A 16183-nucleotide genomic window follows, 5' to 3' on the forward strand; every position below is an offset into this window, starting at 1 on the left:
CGATTAAATTATTTACAAGTTTTTTGAATTTCTAACGCTCTTTCTAATCCCCATTTTGGAGAATATGGCGTAGCTGGTTTAAAATTATTAAAAAGTTCGATAGATTTATCAACTTGCGCACATAAAGGTTTTGTGTCTACTCCCGTCCATTTTGCACCGCCCAACTGATAATCTGCTTCACCAAAAACTGCTCTCGGATTTGTTGGGTCTAATGCTTTTGCTTTCGCGTAAGCTTCCATTACTTTACCAGAATATTTCATTCCGTTTGTCATCGGGTCTGCCACAACATATCCTGTGTAAATTAAAGCTTGTAAAACATACAATTCTGAATTGCTTTGATCTTTAATCATTTCAACATCAACAGCATCTTGAGCTTTTGTCAATAGCAAGTCGATTTTTGTTTTATCTTTTTCAGTAAAAACGGCCAATGAATTTATTAAGCCTACATAATAATTTGGCAGGTAACTGTTTTTTTCGGCAGCCGCAATTCTTTCAAATAAAGCAGAAGCTTCAGTATTTTTTCCTTCTTTCCAAAGTCCGAAAGCTTTGTTCATTCCTTGTTCAAATTGTGTTTGTGCTGAACTTATTCCTACTATAAATAATGCGATTAAAGTGATGATTTTTTTCATTTTATAAATAATTAAATGGTTGTTTTTATATGGATTAGTTATTTGTTATTAGAATGTAATTTCAATTCTTGAATCTTTACTTACAGTAAATTTAGCATCATTATACGAAGGAGGTCCCATAAATCCTTTTGCATTGTTTGAAGCTGCATATTCTTCAGACGGAATTCCCATTGCGTTTCTGTCAAGCTTTCCGTTGCTATTTTCATCATGATAAGTCGAAATGGCATATACTCCCGCAGGAAGATTATCAAAAGTTACAACGGCCTTATTGTCTTTAATTTCAGAAGCAAGGCTTTTGTAAATTGTTTTAAGAAATGTCACTTCTGAATTGTACAATCCTACTTTAACGTTTCCCGTATCATTTTTCAATCCTGAAACAGCAACAGTCAATTTCACATTCTGTGCAGACATTAAGTTGCAGATAAATAAAATAGTTATGGTAATAATTTTGGTCATGATTTGTTTTTTTTAAGGTTCTTTTTTTAAGCTTCTAAGGTTCTGAGATGCTAAGGTTCTAAGCTTTGTTTCTTTGTCACTTTGTTTCTCAGTCTCTTTTAATTTACTCTTCAAAAGTATGCTGGTTTTTAGTCTTTTAAAACTAAATGATACTGAGTTGTTGATTTTGGTTACTGAATTGTTTTTTTTGGAGTGACAAAGTTTCAAAGTAGCAAAGTGACAAAGTTTTTACCTGCTTTTTTAAAATCTTTGCCCCTCTGTCACTTTGCCCCTTTGCAACTTATTTACAAATTCTTCAACTGATTCTCATTCTTATTCTGACTAATCGTCCAGAAGAAACCTACGAAGAAGAATCTGTCTGCTGTTGGCACTACCGCTTGTCTTTGATATACTCCGCTTGGGTCTGGGGTTTTAGCATAATCGTAACCGAAAACGTTTTGCGTTCCTAAAAGATTTGAAACGGAGAAATAAAGGATTTTTTGCGTTGTTAATAAATACGCCCAGTTAAAACTCAAGCTATTGTACGATTTTGTTTTTCCATTCATAAACTGCGTCTGATTTGGATCGTTGTACGGACGTCCTGTGCTGAAGCTGTTTGTAAAACCAATTTGCGATTTCCAGTCTGTGATAAAATATTTGGTTACGACAGATAAATTATGATTGGCAATAAAACTTGGAGTTGCCATGTTTGGAAAATTCTTGTATTGTCTTTCTGAATCGATGTAAGAGTATGAGATCCAATATTCTAAGTTTTTGTATAAATTGCTGTCTCTCCAAAAAATATCCAATCCTTTTGCGTAACCCGATCCGTTATTATTAAAAACCGAATTGTATTGAATATCTCTCGTATCGTATTGAACTAAATTGCTGTAATCTTTGTAATAAGCCTCAGCTCTCAGCGTCTGACCAGGTCTTGTAAAGGTGTAATTTAAAATATAATGCTGTGCTTTTTCGCTTTCAAACTGATGGTATTTCGAATATTTAATATAATCTACAACAGGCGTTTGCGAAAAATCTCCGTAAGCAAAAGAGAACTGGCTCGTTTTTGAAACTTTATATCCTAATGAAGCTCTTGGCGCAATATTGTTTTCGTTTAGCAAACTATTATTCGAAAATCTCAAACCTACTTTTAAAGCTAAGTTTTTAGAAAATGAAACATCTCCTTCTGTGTACGCTGCAAAAATGTTAGAATTATAACCATTTGTTACATCAAGCGAAATATTATCAGCTACATTTTCATTGTATTTTGTAATGAAATAATCTGTTCCGGCAGACAATCTGAAATAGTTTGAAAACTTCTTGCTCAACTTCAATTTCAATTGAGCCGCATTTTCTTGAGCATCGATTCCAGTAATATCATATTTCAATTTGTTTTTGCTGTAACCGTAACTCACTCCAGAAGTCAACGTCCAACCTGTTCCGAAACTTCCTTTATAAGATGAATTCAAATAGAAGTTATTATTGTTCATGTCAGTGCGAATCGGGTTTTCGAAGTTGATGTTTTTCTGATTTAAATCGAATTTTTCAGAATCGAATGAAGCATACAATTTAAAAACTCCATTTGTGAATTTATATCTGTAAACCGTTTCACCTCCAAGCGATTGATACGGATTATTCCAATCTACGTTTTGTGGAATCACCGCTTGGTACGGCGCCAGATTGATGTAAGCCATATTTACGCTCAAAGTGCTTTTTTTGAATTTCTGCGTATTTCCTAAACTCAAACCAACGGTCATTAATCCGATATCTGTTTTTTCGTGATCTTCATCATCATTCGTATTCAAAAGCAAAACACTCGATAAAGCTTCACCATACTCTGCAGAATAACCTCCTGTAGAAAATGCGATTCCGCTAAACAAGAAAGGAGAAAAACGGCTTCTAGTTGGCAAATTATTCGTTGTTGCTCCGTAAGGCTGTGCTACGCGAATTCCGTCCACAAAAGTTTGCGTTTCGCTCGCCTCTCCTCCACGTACAAACAAACGTCCGTCTTCGCCAACACTCTGCGTTCCTGGCAAAGTTTGCAATGCCGCCACAATATTTCCAGCAGAACCTGCTGTGGTTACAATATCTAAAGGTTTTAAAACCGAAACTCTTGCCTTGTCTCCAGATTCTAAAGTTCCAGCCGTGATTACAACTGCATCCAACGCGTTTACATTTTCTCTCAGTTTTACTGTTTGATCTTTATAATTGGCAACATCAATTTCTTGTTTGTAAGTTTCGAAAAGTAAAAAACTAACCACTAAAAATTTGTTTCCTGTTTCTGTAGTTTCAAAAGAAAAATCTCCAGTTTCAGAACTTGTTGCTCCGTCGTAAGTTCCGTCAATATATATGTTTGCACCCGCAACTGGTTTTCCTTTTTGATCTACGACTTTTCCTGAAATAGTGTTCTGAGCAAAAATTAATGCCGTAAAAAATAAAAAACTAAGGGTAAAAAATAATTTGGTTTTCATGTCATCTTTGGTTTTGATGAAGCAAATGTATTTCAACCATAAACGTTAAAAAATATATAATAACCCAATTGTAGAATTTCGAGGATGAGTTGTAAATGACTAATTTGTATCTTAGCTTGGAATTCCAAAATCATCATTTTATGTCAGAAAGTAAAAGAATCTCAAATTTATATCAATCCATCTATAACGGAAATCCTTGGCTAGAAGTTAATTTAGCCGATACCTTAAAAAATGTTACTGCAGAACAAGCTTACAAAAAAGCCAATCCGAATCTTAATACGATTTGGGAAATTGTGAATCATTTGATACAATGGAGAAGAAATATTCTAGAGCGCATGCAAGGCGAAGTGATTATTACGCCAGACCATAATTATTTTGTTCCTGTTCTGGATCCTTCAGAAGTAGCTTGGGAACAATCTCTTCAGACTTTAGCAAAATCCCAAGATTCTTGGACTGCTTTTTTCGAAAATTTTAATGATGAAGATTTAGCTAAAATCTACGTTAATAATGGTCATACGTATTACGAACATATTCATGGAATTATTCAGCATGATGTGTATCATTTAGGGCAGATTGTTATTTTGAAGAAACTGGTTTAGTTCAATTGAAACACATAGAAACATAGATTTTTTATTTCTCAGAAAAGAATATTTAAAAATCTAGATTTTACACATAGTCTATGTGAATGTATGGAAATGAAATGCCTTTACTACGCTTTTAAACTATGTTTCTATGTGTTAAAAATAAAAAAACATTTATATGAAAACCTCACTTTTTATTCTAGCATTTCTATTTTTCAGTACAATTGGTTTTTCACAAGAAACTGAAGTAAAATACGATGAAGCCTTAGCCAAATCTCTCCATGCCGACGAATACGGAATGAAGAAATATGTTTTTTGTCTTTTAAAATCTGGAAGCAATACAACGGCTTCTAAAGAAGAAACCAAAAAACTTTTTGAAGGCCACATGGCGAATATTAATAAATTGGCTAAAGAAGGAAAGCTAGTTGTTGCTGGGCCTTTTATGAAAAACGATAGAAATTATCGCGGCATTTATGTTTTTAATGTAGAAACTGTAGAAGAAGCCAAAGCGCTTGTTGCTACCGATCCCGCCATAAAAGCCAATCTGCTCGAAGCCGAATTAACGCCTTGGTATTGCACCGCAGCACTACAGGAAACTGTAAAAATTCATGACAAAATTGCCAAGACGAAAATGTAAAATATGAAATCAGAAAAAGAAAAAATGATCTCTGGCGAATATTATAATGCCTTTGATCCAGAATTAGTTAAAGGACGTCGTGCTGCAAAAAATCTTTTGCACAATTTAAACGTAAAAGAATATCGAGTTACCAAAAAAGCAAAAGAAATCCTGAAAGAACTGATTCCCAATACTGGAGCTGGTTTTTATATTGAACCGCCGTTTCATTGTGATTACGGCTATAATATTTTTGCTGGTGACAACGTTTATTTTAATGTGAATTGTGTCGTTTTGGATTGTGCCCCTGTACATATTGGCTCCAATGTTTTCATAGCGCCAAATGTTCAAATTTATACCGCACACCATCCGCTTGACGCTGAATTGAGAAGAACTTTAGAAAATGCTTATCCCATTACCATTGGTGACGACACTTGGATTGGCGGAAATTCGGTGATCTGCCCTGGAGTTACCATCGGAAAAGGCTGTGTTATCGGAGCCGGATCTGTTGTGACAAAAGATATCCCAGACAATTCGCTTGCCGTTGGAAATCCGGCAAAAGTTATTCGAAAATTAAATCAAGAATCTGAATCAAAAAAATAATGCTTACCCTCAATAAAGTCCACCATATTGCCATTTTATGTTCTGATTACGAAAAATCGAAATATTTCTATACCCAGATTTTAGGTTTAACCATAATTAGAGAAATTTACCGAGAAGAACGCCAATCTTACAAATTAGATTTGGCTTTAAATGGCACTTATGTAGTCGAATTATTCTCATTTCCTAATCCACCGCAAAGACCTTCAAGGCCTGAAGCTGTTGGACTTCGTCACTTGGCTTTTGAAGTAATTAATTTAGAAGAAACAATTGCTTTTTTAGATTCAAATAATATAGAATCTGAACCTATTAGAATTGATGAAACCACTGAAAAACGTTTCACTTTTATCTCCGATCCAGATTTACTGCCGATTGAGTTTTATGAGCGTTAAGATTTTTAGCCACTAAGGCGCAAAGGCACTAAGTTTTTTTGTCCATCTCTAAAAATAATTATTAAAATAAATTGCGTCCAGCTTTAGCTGGATGAATAAATTCTAATCTCTTAGAAGGGCTTTAGCCAAATATCATTTATTTGGCTAAAGCCTTTTTTACTTATCTTATGTTAACCTCTAGCTAAAGCTAGAGGCAATTCAAATAAAAAACTTCGAGCCTTAGCGACTTCGTGGCAATACCATAAAGAGAAAGAATTTTCTTGTTTATATCGATTTTAACACACTAAAATCAATATTTTCTAGAAAAAACCGAATTTGCTTCTTAATTTTGTAACCCGCATAAAAAAAGTGCGGACAGCAAACTTACTTCTGATGAACAAAACGGCGCAAATCAAAAAAAATCATCAATTCATTAAATTCCGAAAATTAGTTATTGTTTCTATCTTAATTGGCTTTCTTTCAGCCTTTCTCGGAATCTCACTTAAAAAAATAACCGAATATTACGAAGAAATCTTCTTTCATGAAGTCTCTGTTCATCCGATATTTTACATCGTATTTCCAGTTTTCGGATTATCAGTAATTTATTTCTTGAGACAGTATCTTTTCAAGAAGAAAGAAAACAAAGGCATCAAAGAAGTTTTTGAAAGTACCGCATCAAAATCTAAAAATCTTCCTTCTTATAAAATTCCATCACACTTCATAAACGGATTATTAACGGTTATTTTCGGAGGCTCAACTGGAATCGAAGTTTCTACTGTAGTAGCTACAGCAACGATTGGTTCTGTTGCGCACGAAAAAGAAAATGTTTTCCGCCAGTATAAAACCGAATTAATATGTGCAGGAGTTGCAGCGGGTGTTACAGCGCTTTTCAGCAGTCCAATTGCGGGAGTTTTATTTGCTTTCGAAGTAATTTCAAGAAAAGTAACCCGCGCTTTTATCATTTCAAATTTAATTGCGGTTTCTATAGCTTTCGGTTTATTGACAATTTTAAAAGAAGAACCTTTGTTTGCCGTTTCAATTGCAACTTGGAATCTAAAAGCAATTCCGTACTTCATTCTTTTAGGAATTTTAGCGGGAATGAATTCGGTTTATCTAACGCGTTGTGTTTTATTCTTTAAATCACAATTTGGTAAAATCGATACGCATTATTACAAAATCATTTTAGGATCTGCAGTTTTAAGTCTTTCCTTATTCTTTTTCCCACAGTTATACGGAGAAGGTTACCACGCTATTAAAGGAATTTTCGGAAATGCACATCAAGCACAGCTTACGATAACTTTAGCACTAACATTTATTGGTATTTTAATTCTAAAACCAATTGTAACTTCGATCACGCTGGCTTCTGGAGGCGATGGAGGTGTTTTTGCTCCAAGTTTATTCATTGGTGCGTTTTTAGGATTATTGCTGGCTTCTATCTTAAACAGCTTTTTTCATGTAAATGTAATTCCGGTTAACTTTATGATTATCGGAATGGCAGCGGTTTTAAGTGCAAGTATTCATGCTCCTTTTACTGCCATTTTCTTGGTTTGCGGTTTAACGAATGATTATACATTATTTTTCCCAATTCTGGTTGTTTGTTTAATCTCAAAATATACGGCAAAAACTATTTATCCGTATACCGTATACAGTTATTCTCCAAGTTTAATTAAATAATTTTAACACCTAAATTTTAGAAAAATAGCATTTAGCTATGTTTAATAGCAGGGATCGAAATGTATTAAAAAGCACAACGCTCAAGTAAAATACCACACATTATGCCAACTGAAAAAATAAAAAGAAGCTATCGAAAAACACGCTACATTTTATATAAAGAAACATTAATTGATTATAAAGAACACTTTTGGTCATTTTTAGGTTCTTTCGTCGGAATCGGAATTTTGGCTTATGTGCAATCCATCCATTTTTCAGGTCCAGATGCTGTTTATTTAATTGGTTCTTTTGGAGCGTCGAGTGTTTTGGTTTACGGAATTATTCAGAGTCCGTTTTCTCAACCTCGAAATTTAGTTGGCGGACATGTAATTTCTGCTTTTGTTGGGGTTACAGTTCATAAACTGGTTCCAGACATTATGTGGATTGCTGCACCTCTTGCGGTTTCAATTGCCATTATTTTAATGCAGATTACCAAAACGCTGCACCCGCCTGGAGGAGCAACAGCTTTGATTGCAGTTATCGGAACTGAAAAAGTAAAAGCTTTAGGATATATGTATGTTCTTTCACCAGTTTTTACAGGAGTTCTGATTTTACTTTTAACAGCTTTAATTTTTAATAATATGACTTCGAGCAGAAGTTATCCAAGCCATAGTACGTATCACAAGCACTATCATAAATTAAGAAAGAGATTGGCGAGAAAATAGTTTTTTGTTTCTTTCCTGCAAGGTTTCCAAAACCTTGTAGGTATATCTTTAACAACAAAAACAGACCTACAAGGTTTTGGAAACCTTGCAGGACCGCGATAATTAAAAAACAGAAAACCAGAAGATTAAAATCTTTTCAACAAATCACGATTCGAGATTCGTATTTCGTTTTTTATATTTTACCTTTGACCTCTCAATAAAAACAAAGATTATGGTTTATAAATTTAGAGTTATTCTAGACGCCGAAGAAGATATTTTTAGAGACATTGCAATTCTTGAGGAGGATACTCTTGAGGATTTACACAATGCAATCTTCAACTCTTTTGGCTTTGACGGATCAGAAGTGGCTTCATTTTATACTTGTGATGATACTTGGAATCAAGAAGATGAAATTCCGCTTTTTGATACAGGAGATGTTCCTGGCGAAATAAGAACCATGAACGATTATCCGTTATCTAGCATTTTAGACAAAGAAAATACAAAGATTATCTACGTTTATGACTTCATCAGCATGTGGACTTTCTTAGTTGAATTGGCTGCTGTAGAAGACGAACAAGTTGGAGTTACCTATCCAGAAACTTTATTTTCTCACGGTGAAATGCCTGCAGACGCCATCGAAAAAAACTTTGAGGCAGATGACATGCACGACGATATCTACGGAGAATTTGAAGACGATCTTGACGAAGATGATCTTGACATGTTCGAAGGCGACGATAGCTTCGAAGATTATGGATTTGAGGAGAATTGGAATTAGTTTTATAGATTCAAAGTGACAGAGTGACAAAGGAGCAAAGTTTTTTGCTTTTCGAGATTAACACTTTGTAAGTTTTTTCTTGTTTTTATATTTAATTTTCTAAATATAAAATATGAAAACTTTTCGAGACCTTTTTATCTGGCAAAAATCTATGAATCTGGTAACTGAAATTTACCAACTAACAAATTCATTTCCAAAAGAAGAAATTTATGGGTTATCTTCGCAAATTAGAAGATCCTCAATATCAATACCTAGTAATATTGCTGAAGGATACGGCAGAGATGGAAAAATTGAATTATTAAGATTCTTAAATATTTCTATGTCATCATTATTCGAAATGCAGACACAACTTGAAATTTCATTCAATTTAAAATATATAAACGAGTATCAATTCAGTAAAACAAACGGAGAAAGTAGAGAATTGGAACGAATGCTGAGCGCTTTTATAAAAAAATTAAAAGACCGCAAATAAACCTTTGTCTCTTTGTCACTTTGTTTCTATGAAACTAGAAAAAAAATGATCAATCTATTCAACACCCACATCGATACCCTTGCGATACATCGCGTAGGAAACAAAAGCCGTAACGAAGCTATTTTTTTATCGGAGCAACCATTTAATTTAAATGATGAAATTGTTCCTTTGATAAAAGAATTCTTTTTTAAGCCTTTTAGAGAAAAAGAAGAAAACTATTATCAGTTTGCACACGAAGTGGACTTGGATTACAATGACATGTTCAAATATGCTACTGAGATTTTTGCTAATCCGGCTAATATTCATGAGGTTTCTAAAAACATCACAAAACATTTATACGAACAGTCAAATCACCCGCACATTAAAAACGGCGAAGTTTATGTGACTTATTTGACTAATCTAAGTATTGACAACAATGTTGTTGATGCAATCGGAATTTTTAAAAGCGAACTTCAAGCAGATTTTTTACAGTTTGAAGAAAACGGAAGCAACCTTGAAATGATTTTACAGCAGGGAATTAACCTAAGTAAATTAGATAAAGGATGTTTGATTTTCAATTACAAAAAAGAAGAAGGATACAAAATCCTGACTGTAGACAGCAACCGTTATGATGCGCGTTACTGGCTAGAACACTTTTTATCTGTTGATGCTTTTGAAGATGAAAATTTCATCACTAAAAAATATTTAAAATTCTGTCAAAACTTCGCAAAAGACGTTGTTTTGCCAGCAGAAGACAAGAAAGAGGAAGTAATGTTTATGAACCGATCTGTGAATTATTTCGCTAAAAATGATCAGTTTGAAGAGCAGAATTTCTTGAATGAAGTACTAGACAATCCTGATTTGATTCCTGAATTTAAAAACTATAAAGTTGATAAAGGAGAAAAATACAGCATCGAAGATGTAACCTCATTCCCTATCGCCAACGCAGCAGTTTCTGACGCTAGAAAATCGATTAAAAATGTGATTAACTTAGATACTCACATTCAGATTAAAATGGATTTTATTAATCCAGAAAGTGCAGAAAAATTTGTTGAAAAAGGCTGGGATGAAGAAAAACAAATGTATTACTACTTAGTTTACTTCAATAAAGAAGAAAAAAGCTAAGAAGTTTTCATTTTCTATTACTTACTTACAACACAAAAAACGGCAATTACAATTTGTAACTGCCGTTTTTTATTTCTTTATAATTTTTAAAATTTAAACGCAAAGATCGCTAAGTTTTTAAAACTCGGTTTGTTTTATCTTTATATAAAAAGTTCGCAAAGCAGTATGGATAAAGCTTTGCAAACTCTTTGCGTTGGTTTGAAAATCTTAAATAAAATCCTTTGCGATCTTTGCGTTTAAAATAATTAGCATTTAGTATTGCTTCAAACTTTATAGATTAAAACAAACTAAACATTGCTTTTAGAATATCATCATAAACTTGTTTGTTCTTTTCACCCGCTCGTGCCAAAACCCGAATTCCAGAATAATTATTGTATAAAAATCTGGACAATGTTAGCGCATCGAGTTTAGTTGAAATTTGTCCTGCCTTCTGCCCTTTTTCTACCGCTTTCAGAAAAATATCTTCCATCGTTTGGCGATTCTCGCTTACCACTTTTGCAATCGCTTCGTCATGCATGGCTAATTCGACTGAAGAGTTTACCATAAAACAGCCTTTTGTAATTCGGTCTTCAAGGCTTTCTTTTACAGCTTGTTTAAAAATTTGAGTAAAAGCCTCTTTTATATCTTCAGATTCTTCCAAAAGTTCTTTTATAGCATCTTGACCTTGAATCTGGTATTTTTTCAAAGCTTTAAAAAAAAGTTGCTGCTTATCGCCAAAAGTATCGTACAAACTCGAACGACTCAATCCCAAATGTGTGACCAAATCCTGCGCCGAAGTGCCGTTGTAACCTTTGTGCCAAAAAATTTCTACCGCTTTGTCTAAAGCCTGATCTTCATTAAATTCTTTTGTTCTAGCCATGACTTCAAAATTTGAATTACACTGTAAAGATACAAAAAATACGGAACAATCGTTCCTGAATTAGAGCAAAAAATTAAACTACAGAATTTACTGTAAGTCCACCGTCTACCACTATTTCGGTTCCTGTAATGAAAGAAGCATCATCTGAAGCTAAGAAACTTACAGTTTTAGCAACTTCTGCTGACTGACCAAAACGTTTTAATAAAATCTTTTCGCTTAATACAGCTCCAAAACCTTCAACTTCATGTTTTTCTAAACCTAATTTGCCATAAAGCGGCGTTTCAACTGGCCCAGGAGAAACAGCATTTACTCTAATTTTTCTTGGAGCCAATTCGGTTGCAAATACTTTATTAAAAGATAATACTGCTGCTTTACTTGCTGCATAAACACTAGAATTTGGCATTCCGACGTGTGCATTGATAGAAGTATTAAAAATGATAGATCCACCGTCGTTTAAAATTGGAAGCAGTTTTTGAACTGAAAAATAAACTCCTTTTACGTTCACATTCATGATAGTATCATAATGATCTTCAGAAGCTAAATCTAAAGGCGCAAATGACGCTGTACCAGCATTTAAGAATACAATATCAATTTTTCCGTATTGTGCTTTTACTTCTTCAACCAAATTATCGATCGATTTCAAATCAGATTGATCGGCTACAATTCCTTTTACTCCCAATTCTGTTTCCGCTTTTGCTAGAGCTTCTTTGTTTCTTCCAGTTACAATTACTTTTGCTCCTTTTGCTGCTAAATCTGTCGCTGCTGCGTATCCAATTCCGCTGTTACCCCCTGTTACTATAGCAACTTTGTTTTCTAAATTTTTCATTTTATTTGTTTTTAAGTTATTGATTATTCAATTATTATGATACAAAGATATAATAACGGAACGATCGTTCCGTTATTTAATGTGTTAATTTTTAGTTAAAATAAAATACTGCTTTTCTAAAGCCTTTAATTATAAGGAAAACTATTATGCAGCAATAGACGAAAGAAATCGAAAAATGTCGAGCATTCTTAATTTATCCTTAATTTTGCATTAAAAAATTACTCCCATGGATATTCAATTTTTTAAAGAAAGTCCTTTTACCACCATAATTTCATTTCACAAGTTAATTGAATCTTTTGAAGAAATTGCTTTGTCTGATGTTGATTACAGATCCAACTATGCCAAAGCGATTTTAGAACAAATTGAATTGATTCCAGAATTAAGAACCGGAATCACAGATTATTCAGTTATCAAAAAAAATGAAGCTTTAATCAAAAACATTCTTGCTGACTTATTTCCTACTGCCTTAACACACAACGAAATAAAAGCGGTAACGATTCCATTTCAAAACATTTCTTTCAATTATTCAGAACGCTTTAAAAAGATTCTTAAAAATGCTGGGGACGAGTTTTATATGGAAATTCGTGATTTTAGCGACCATCAATTCTATATTAATAATTGTTGCCTAATTTTAAGTTACTATTACAATCAGCGTATTGATTTTAATCAACCTTTTTTCTATGACATTCCAGATGAAAATGGTGTAGAAAAGCATTACAGAATTTTATATAATGCTGATTTTATGGAAATTATTCCAACTGAAAACTCTGTTCCATTAACTCAAGAAGATATTGATCAATTAATAGATAATTATAACGATATTAATTTGTGGAAATCTAAATTCCCAAAAGGAAGCTGGATTTTAAGAGGTTTCGGAATTGTTTCTTTGTTTGATGCTACAACAGAAAGTGCTATTTCTATACTTAAAAGTAATTTGCTGAAACCTGGACCAAAAACAGTTGCAACAGATCAGGAAATTTCTAATATTTTTCAGTCGATTTTTAATCTTCCGAACCTAAAAGTAGGTTTTATTATTTATAATCCTGAGGAAGAGAAATTTATAAGACCTTCTAAATACGAAAATCAGATGAAAAGCTTTTTACTTTCTGCCGATCAGGAAGTAGATTGCAAAAATGCTTTTTTCGGATGTTCTTTCGAAAATTTACTCGACAATAAAGAACCTTTTGTTATTTCGAATGTCAGCAAATTTACAGAGCAGTCAACCAATAAAAGACTTGGCGAGCATTTATTAACGCAAGGAATTCAAAGCTGTATTTTTGCACCGGTTATTAAAAACGGACATTTATTGGGTGTTGTCGAATTGGTTTCTAAAAATCCTCGAGATTTAAACAGCGTAAATGCTACAAAACTAGATTTGGTTCTGCCGTATTTGACTGATACTATTGATCGCTACAATACCGACATGCAGCATCAGATTGAGGCCATTATTCAGCGAGAATATACTACGATTCATCCAAGTGTGTATTGGAAATTTAAGAGAGAATCGCAGAATTATTTTCAGAATATGAGTCATACTAAAGATTATATTTTTAAAGAAATCGTTTTTAAAAATGTATATCCGTTGTATGGTCAGATTGATATAAAAGGTTCGTCTGAACATCGAAATGAAACCGTAAAAATCGATTTGAAAAATCAGCTTACGGCTCTTTTGGAAATTTTTGACAACCAAAAACCAAATTCTAATCTTGTTCTTTTGGAACAAAGAAAATTTGAATTGGAATCGTTGAGAAGCGAATTGGATTTCCCTTTAAAAGCAGATACAGAACAGCATGTTCAGCGCTATATAGAAGAAGAAATTCATCCAATTTTAAAAAACACCCAAGGCAATGCAAAAAGCGAAAAGCTGACTACATCATACTTTGATAATCTTGATGAAAAAACCGGAATGTTTTATCAGGAAAGAAAAAAGTTTGATAACGCAATGTCTATTATCAACAAAAGATTGGCTACGGTTTTAGACAGAAAACAAGTTGAGGCACAGCAGATTTATCCGCATTATTACGAGCGTTTTAAAACAGATGGTGTAGAACACAATTTATACATTGGAGCTTCAATTTCTCCAACCAAACCATTCGATATTATGTATTTGCACAACCTTCGTTTATGGCAATTGCAGACTTTATGCGAAATGGAATTGGAGCATCATGATTTGAAGACTTCGCTTCCTTATGAATTGGACGTTACTTCTTTGATTTTGGTTTTCAGTTCTCCTCTTTCCATCCGCTTTAGAATGGATGAAAAACGATTTGATGTCGACGGAACCTATAATGCGAGATATGAAGTCGTTAAAAAACGAATTGACAAATCGCATATTAAAGGAAGTACAGAAAGAATTACAGAAAAAGAAAAAATCACAATTGTATATTCTCAAAACAGCGAAGAAGCAGAATATTTAAAATATATTAAATACCTGCAGCACAAAAAAATCCTAGAACCTTCAATTGAACAATTTGAAGTTGAAGATCTTCAGGGCGTTTCTGGTCTGAGAGCCATTCGTGTAAAAGTAATCAACAACGCAACAGTTTCAGAAATTAAAAAAATAACATATCAAGATTTGTTGGATGAAATAAATTAAGCTAATGCGTTATAAATAATTGAAAAACCAACCTCGGAGAGGTCAAATATTCATAGCCATCAAGAATTTTCTGCCGAAGAAAACTGACCTCGGAGAGGTTAAATATTTATAGCAAAAAATTACGATAATGTATGTATGACCCCAACGGGATCAAATACCAATTAAAAAAGCTTTGTCAAAGTTTTAAACTTTGACAAAGCTTTCTGCATTTTTAGCTATGTGTTAAAAACTAGTTTCTTTCAATAATCTTTTTCAAACAAAAAAAATCTATGTTTCTATGTGTTTAATCAAAAATCACACTAAAGGGTAAGGCCTTTAAAAGCAATAACAAAAGCAATAACGGTTATAATTATTCCGACCATAAAAAAGTTATAGGCAATTCGAAGCAGATTATATTTTCGCTGTAAAACCAATCCCAGATAATATAAATCCTTAATCATAGTAGAGTACAGATAATCACGGTCTTTCATCATTTCATTCATTGCCCAATCGTAGTCTTCCAGAGGCATTTTATAGAAATTTCCAAAAAACATCAAATTGACTTTCTTATCTTCAACGTCCTTTCTGGTAAAAAATCCTGAAGTTACTTTTGGACGCGTAGAAAGAATGGCAAAAATAATGGTAATTACACTAGACATCAGCATAATAAAAGTTGGAACCACTAAATGAGCATTTTTTGGACTATCCAATTTTGGAATAATAGACGATAATGCAATTGAAATAATAATAGCATTTACAGACAATAAAATATTGGCTTTACTATCGGCAATACCGCTCAAACGCGTATGATTCCCGAGCGTGACACGAAATAAAGTATCGATTCCGCGATCTGGTTTTTCGGCCTTTTCTGCTTTTTCTTTCTTTTTATTTTCTTCTTCTAGTGCCGCCGCCGCTTTCAATTCCTGCTTATTTATTTTTTTCTGAATTAATAATAGATTTTTTTCTTTCAGAGGCTGCCATTTTCTTAAGGCATAATCGGTGTAAAAACGGTGTTTATTCAATAAGAAATTTAAATTTTCCCTCGTCCACTCGGCATTAGAAAAACTTACTATTCCGGCATTTTTCAATTCCAGACGAAGCAATTCGCAGGTTGTAGCATATTCTTCACCCATTAAATGAGCGTAATCTGCATCGCGAATAATTTTTTCTAAATGTGTTCTAGGCTCATATTCTTTAACGGTAGCCATAATCAGACTCGACACTAAGGCTATAAATTCTTCCGATTTTCCTTTTTCACGTAAAAATTCAGCAGCTATTTTAGTGCTCTCTTTTTCATGATTTTCATATCCTTCAATATACCCCGTGTCATGAAACCATGCGGCAACCAAAAGTGCTTCTTTGTCCTCATCTTTTACATCTTCTTTCTTACAAAGTTCTTTTACCGCTGTTACAACAGTAAAAGTATGATTAAAATTATGGTAAGAATATAAATTAGAAAGTTTATCTTTGAGTAAATTACTGACGAAATCTTCGGATTGTTCTATTAGATTCATAGAG

16 protein-coding genes are annotated in these 16183 nt (G+C 33.3%); 10 read left to right on the forward strand and 6 right to left on the reverse strand.

The window, feature by feature from the left end; all coding sequences use genetic code 11:
• Positions 1-8: 8 nt before the first annotated feature.
• The 3 genes from Q9Q97_RS08070 to Q9Q97_RS08080 form a co-directional block, all read right to left on the reverse strand.
• Complete coding sequence (locus Q9Q97_RS08070; protein WP_306156051.1) at positions 9-629, reverse strand: hypothetical protein; 621 nt, start codon at positions 627-629, stop codon at positions 9-11.
• 48 nt (positions 630-677) lie between these two features.
• Positions 678-1085 carry a DUF2141 domain-containing protein gene (locus tag Q9Q97_RS08075; protein ID WP_306156052.1) on the reverse strand — a complete coding sequence of 136 codons (408 nt, stop codon included), beginning with the start codon at positions 1083-1085 and terminating at the stop codon, positions 678-680.
• A gap of 284 nt (positions 1086-1369) precedes the next feature.
• On the reverse strand, positions 1370-3535 hold the full coding sequence (locus Q9Q97_RS08080; RefSeq protein ID WP_306156053.1) for a TonB-dependent receptor: 2166 nt from the start codon (positions 3533-3535) through the stop codon (positions 1370-1372).
• 140 nt (positions 3536-3675) lie between these two features.
• Here Q9Q97_RS08080 and Q9Q97_RS08085 point away from each other — a divergent pair, with 140 nt between their 5' ends.
• From Q9Q97_RS08085 to Q9Q97_RS08125, 9 genes are all read left to right on the forward strand, one after another.
• Positions 3676-4134, forward strand: coding sequence for a DinB family protein (locus Q9Q97_RS08085; RefSeq protein ID WP_306156054.1), 459 nt, complete (start codon positions 3676-3678; stop codon positions 4132-4134).
• A 160-nt stretch (positions 4135-4294) separates the two neighbouring features.
• Positions 4295-4753 (forward strand): YciI family protein, encoded by a 459-nt coding sequence (locus Q9Q97_RS08090; RefSeq protein WP_306156055.1) that lies wholly within the window; start codon positions 4295-4297, stop codon positions 4751-4753.
• Positions 4754-4756: 3 nt separating this feature from the next.
• Positions 4757-5332: a sugar O-acetyltransferase gene (locus Q9Q97_RS08095; protein ID WP_306156056.1), complete on the forward strand. Its 576-nt coding sequence runs from the start codon at positions 4757-4759 to the stop codon at positions 5330-5332.
• Positions 5332-5721 carry a VOC family protein gene (locus Q9Q97_RS08100; RefSeq protein ID WP_306156057.1) on the forward strand — a complete coding sequence of 130 codons (390 nt, stop codon included), beginning with the start codon at positions 5332-5334 and terminating at the stop codon, positions 5719-5721. Before Q9Q97_RS08095 ends, Q9Q97_RS08100 begins: the two co-directional genes overlap by 1 nt.
• Before the next feature lie 372 nt (positions 5722-6093).
• Positions 6094-7374: a chloride channel protein gene (locus tag Q9Q97_RS08105; RefSeq protein WP_306156058.1), complete on the forward strand. Its 1281-nt coding sequence runs from the start codon at positions 6094-6096 to the stop codon at positions 7372-7374.
• Positions 7375-7475: 101 nt separating this feature from the next.
• On the forward strand, positions 7476-8075 hold the full coding sequence (locus Q9Q97_RS08110) for an HPP family protein (protein ID WP_306156059.1): 600 nt from the start codon (positions 7476-7478) through the stop codon (positions 8073-8075).
• Between the two features lie 211 nt (positions 8076-8286).
• Positions 8287-8829: a hypothetical protein gene (locus tag Q9Q97_RS08115; protein ID WP_125719847.1), complete on the forward strand. Its 543-nt coding sequence runs from the start codon at positions 8287-8289 to the stop codon at positions 8827-8829.
• A gap of 112 nt (positions 8830-8941) precedes the next feature.
• Positions 8942-9301, forward strand: a complete 360-nt coding sequence (locus Q9Q97_RS08120) for a four helix bundle protein (protein WP_306156060.1) — start codon at positions 8942-8944, stop codon at positions 9299-9301.
• Between the two features lie 45 nt (positions 9302-9346).
• On the forward strand, positions 9347-10405 hold the full coding sequence (locus Q9Q97_RS08125; RefSeq protein ID WP_306156061.1) for a nucleoid-associated protein: 1059 nt from the start codon (positions 9347-9349) through the stop codon (positions 10403-10405).
• Positions 10406-10682: 277 nt separating this feature from the next.
• Here Q9Q97_RS08125 and Q9Q97_RS08130 read toward each other — a convergent pair whose 3' ends face one another.
• Together Q9Q97_RS08130 and Q9Q97_RS08135 are read right to left on the reverse strand one after the other, a co-directional pair.
• Complete coding sequence (locus tag Q9Q97_RS08130; RefSeq protein WP_306156062.1) at positions 10683-11264, reverse strand: TetR/AcrR family transcriptional regulator; 582 nt, start codon at positions 11262-11264, stop codon at positions 10683-10685.
• 73 nt (positions 11265-11337) lie between these two features.
• Positions 11338-12090 carry an SDR family oxidoreductase gene (locus tag Q9Q97_RS08135; protein ID WP_306156063.1) on the reverse strand — a complete coding sequence of 251 codons (753 nt, stop codon included), beginning with the start codon at positions 12088-12090 and terminating at the stop codon, positions 11338-11340.
• Between the two features lie 226 nt (positions 12091-12316).
• On the opposite strand from Q9Q97_RS08135, the gene Q9Q97_RS08140 reads away from it, so the two are divergent.
• Positions 12317-14686 (forward strand): GAF domain-containing protein, encoded by a 2370-nt coding sequence (locus tag Q9Q97_RS08140; RefSeq protein ID WP_306156064.1) that lies wholly within the window; start codon positions 12317-12319, stop codon positions 14684-14686.
• A 299-nt stretch (positions 14687-14985) separates the two neighbouring features.
• On the opposite strand, the gene Q9Q97_RS08145 is transcribed toward Q9Q97_RS08140, so the two are convergent.
• Positions 14986-16179 carry a Pycsar system effector family protein gene (locus Q9Q97_RS08145; RefSeq protein ID WP_306156065.1) on the reverse strand — a complete coding sequence of 398 codons (1194 nt, stop codon included), beginning with the start codon at positions 16177-16179 and terminating at the stop codon, positions 14986-14988.
• Positions 16180-16183: the final 4 nt, after the last annotated feature.

Source organism: Flavobacterium sp. DG2-3 (assembly GCF_030730925.1).
GTDB lineage: Bacteria > Bacteroidota > Bacteroidia > Flavobacteriales > Flavobacteriaceae > Flavobacterium.

Bases quoted from the DNA above. Each gene is read 5' to 3' on its own strand.
- Q9Q97_RS08120 (WP_306156060.1), top strand. From the start codon at position 8,942: ATGAAAACTTTTCGAGACCTTTTTATCTGGCAAAAATCTATGAATCTG.
- Q9Q97_RS08075 (WP_306156052.1), bottom strand. From the start codon at position 1,085: ATGACCAAAATTATTACCATAACTATTTTATTTATCTGCAACTTAATG.
- Q9Q97_RS08090 (WP_306156055.1), top strand. From the start codon at position 4,295: ATGAAAACCTCACTTTTTATTCTAGCATTTCTATTTTTCAGTACAATT.
- Q9Q97_RS08085 (WP_306156054.1), top strand. From the start codon at position 3,676: ATGTCAGAAAGTAAAAGAATCTCAAATTTATATCAATCCATCTATAAC.
- Q9Q97_RS08135 (WP_306156063.1), bottom strand. From the start codon at position 12,090: ATGAAAAATTTAGAAAACAAAGTTGCTATAGTAACAGGGGGTAACAGC.
- Q9Q97_RS08145 (WP_306156065.1), bottom strand. From the start codon at position 16,179: ATGAATCTAATAGAACAATCCGAAGATTTCGTCAGTAATTTACTCAAA.
- Q9Q97_RS08070 (WP_306156051.1), bottom strand. From the start codon at position 629: ATGAAAAAAATCATCACTTTAATCGCATTATTTATAGTAGGAATAAGT.
- Q9Q97_RS08105 (WP_306156058.1), top strand. From the start codon at position 6,094: ATGAACAAAACGGCGCAAATCAAAAAAAATCATCAATTCATTAAATTC.
- Q9Q97_RS08115 (WP_125719847.1), top strand. From the start codon at position 8,287: ATGGTTTATAAATTTAGAGTTATTCTAGACGCCGAAGAAGATATTTTT.
- Q9Q97_RS08100 (WP_306156057.1), top strand. From the start codon at position 5,332: ATGCTTACCCTCAATAAAGTCCACCATATTGCCATTTTATGTTCTGAT.
- Q9Q97_RS08140 (WP_306156064.1), top strand. From the start codon at position 12,317: ATGGATATTCAATTTTTTAAAGAAAGTCCTTTTACCACCATAATTTCA.
- Q9Q97_RS08125 (WP_306156061.1), top strand. From the start codon at position 9,347: ATGATCAATCTATTCAACACCCACATCGATACCCTTGCGATACATCGC.
- Q9Q97_RS08095 (WP_306156056.1), top strand. From the start codon at position 4,757: ATGAAATCAGAAAAAGAAAAAATGATCTCTGGCGAATATTATAATGCC.
- Q9Q97_RS08110 (WP_306156059.1), top strand. From the start codon at position 7,476: ATGCCAACTGAAAAAATAAAAAGAAGCTATCGAAAAACACGCTACATT.
- Q9Q97_RS08130 (WP_306156062.1), bottom strand. From the start codon at position 11,264: ATGGCTAGAACAAAAGAATTTAATGAAGATCAGGCTTTAGACAAAGCG.
- Q9Q97_RS08080 (WP_306156053.1), bottom strand. From the start codon at position 3,535: ATGAAAACCAAATTATTTTTTACCCTTAGTTTTTTATTTTTTACGGCA.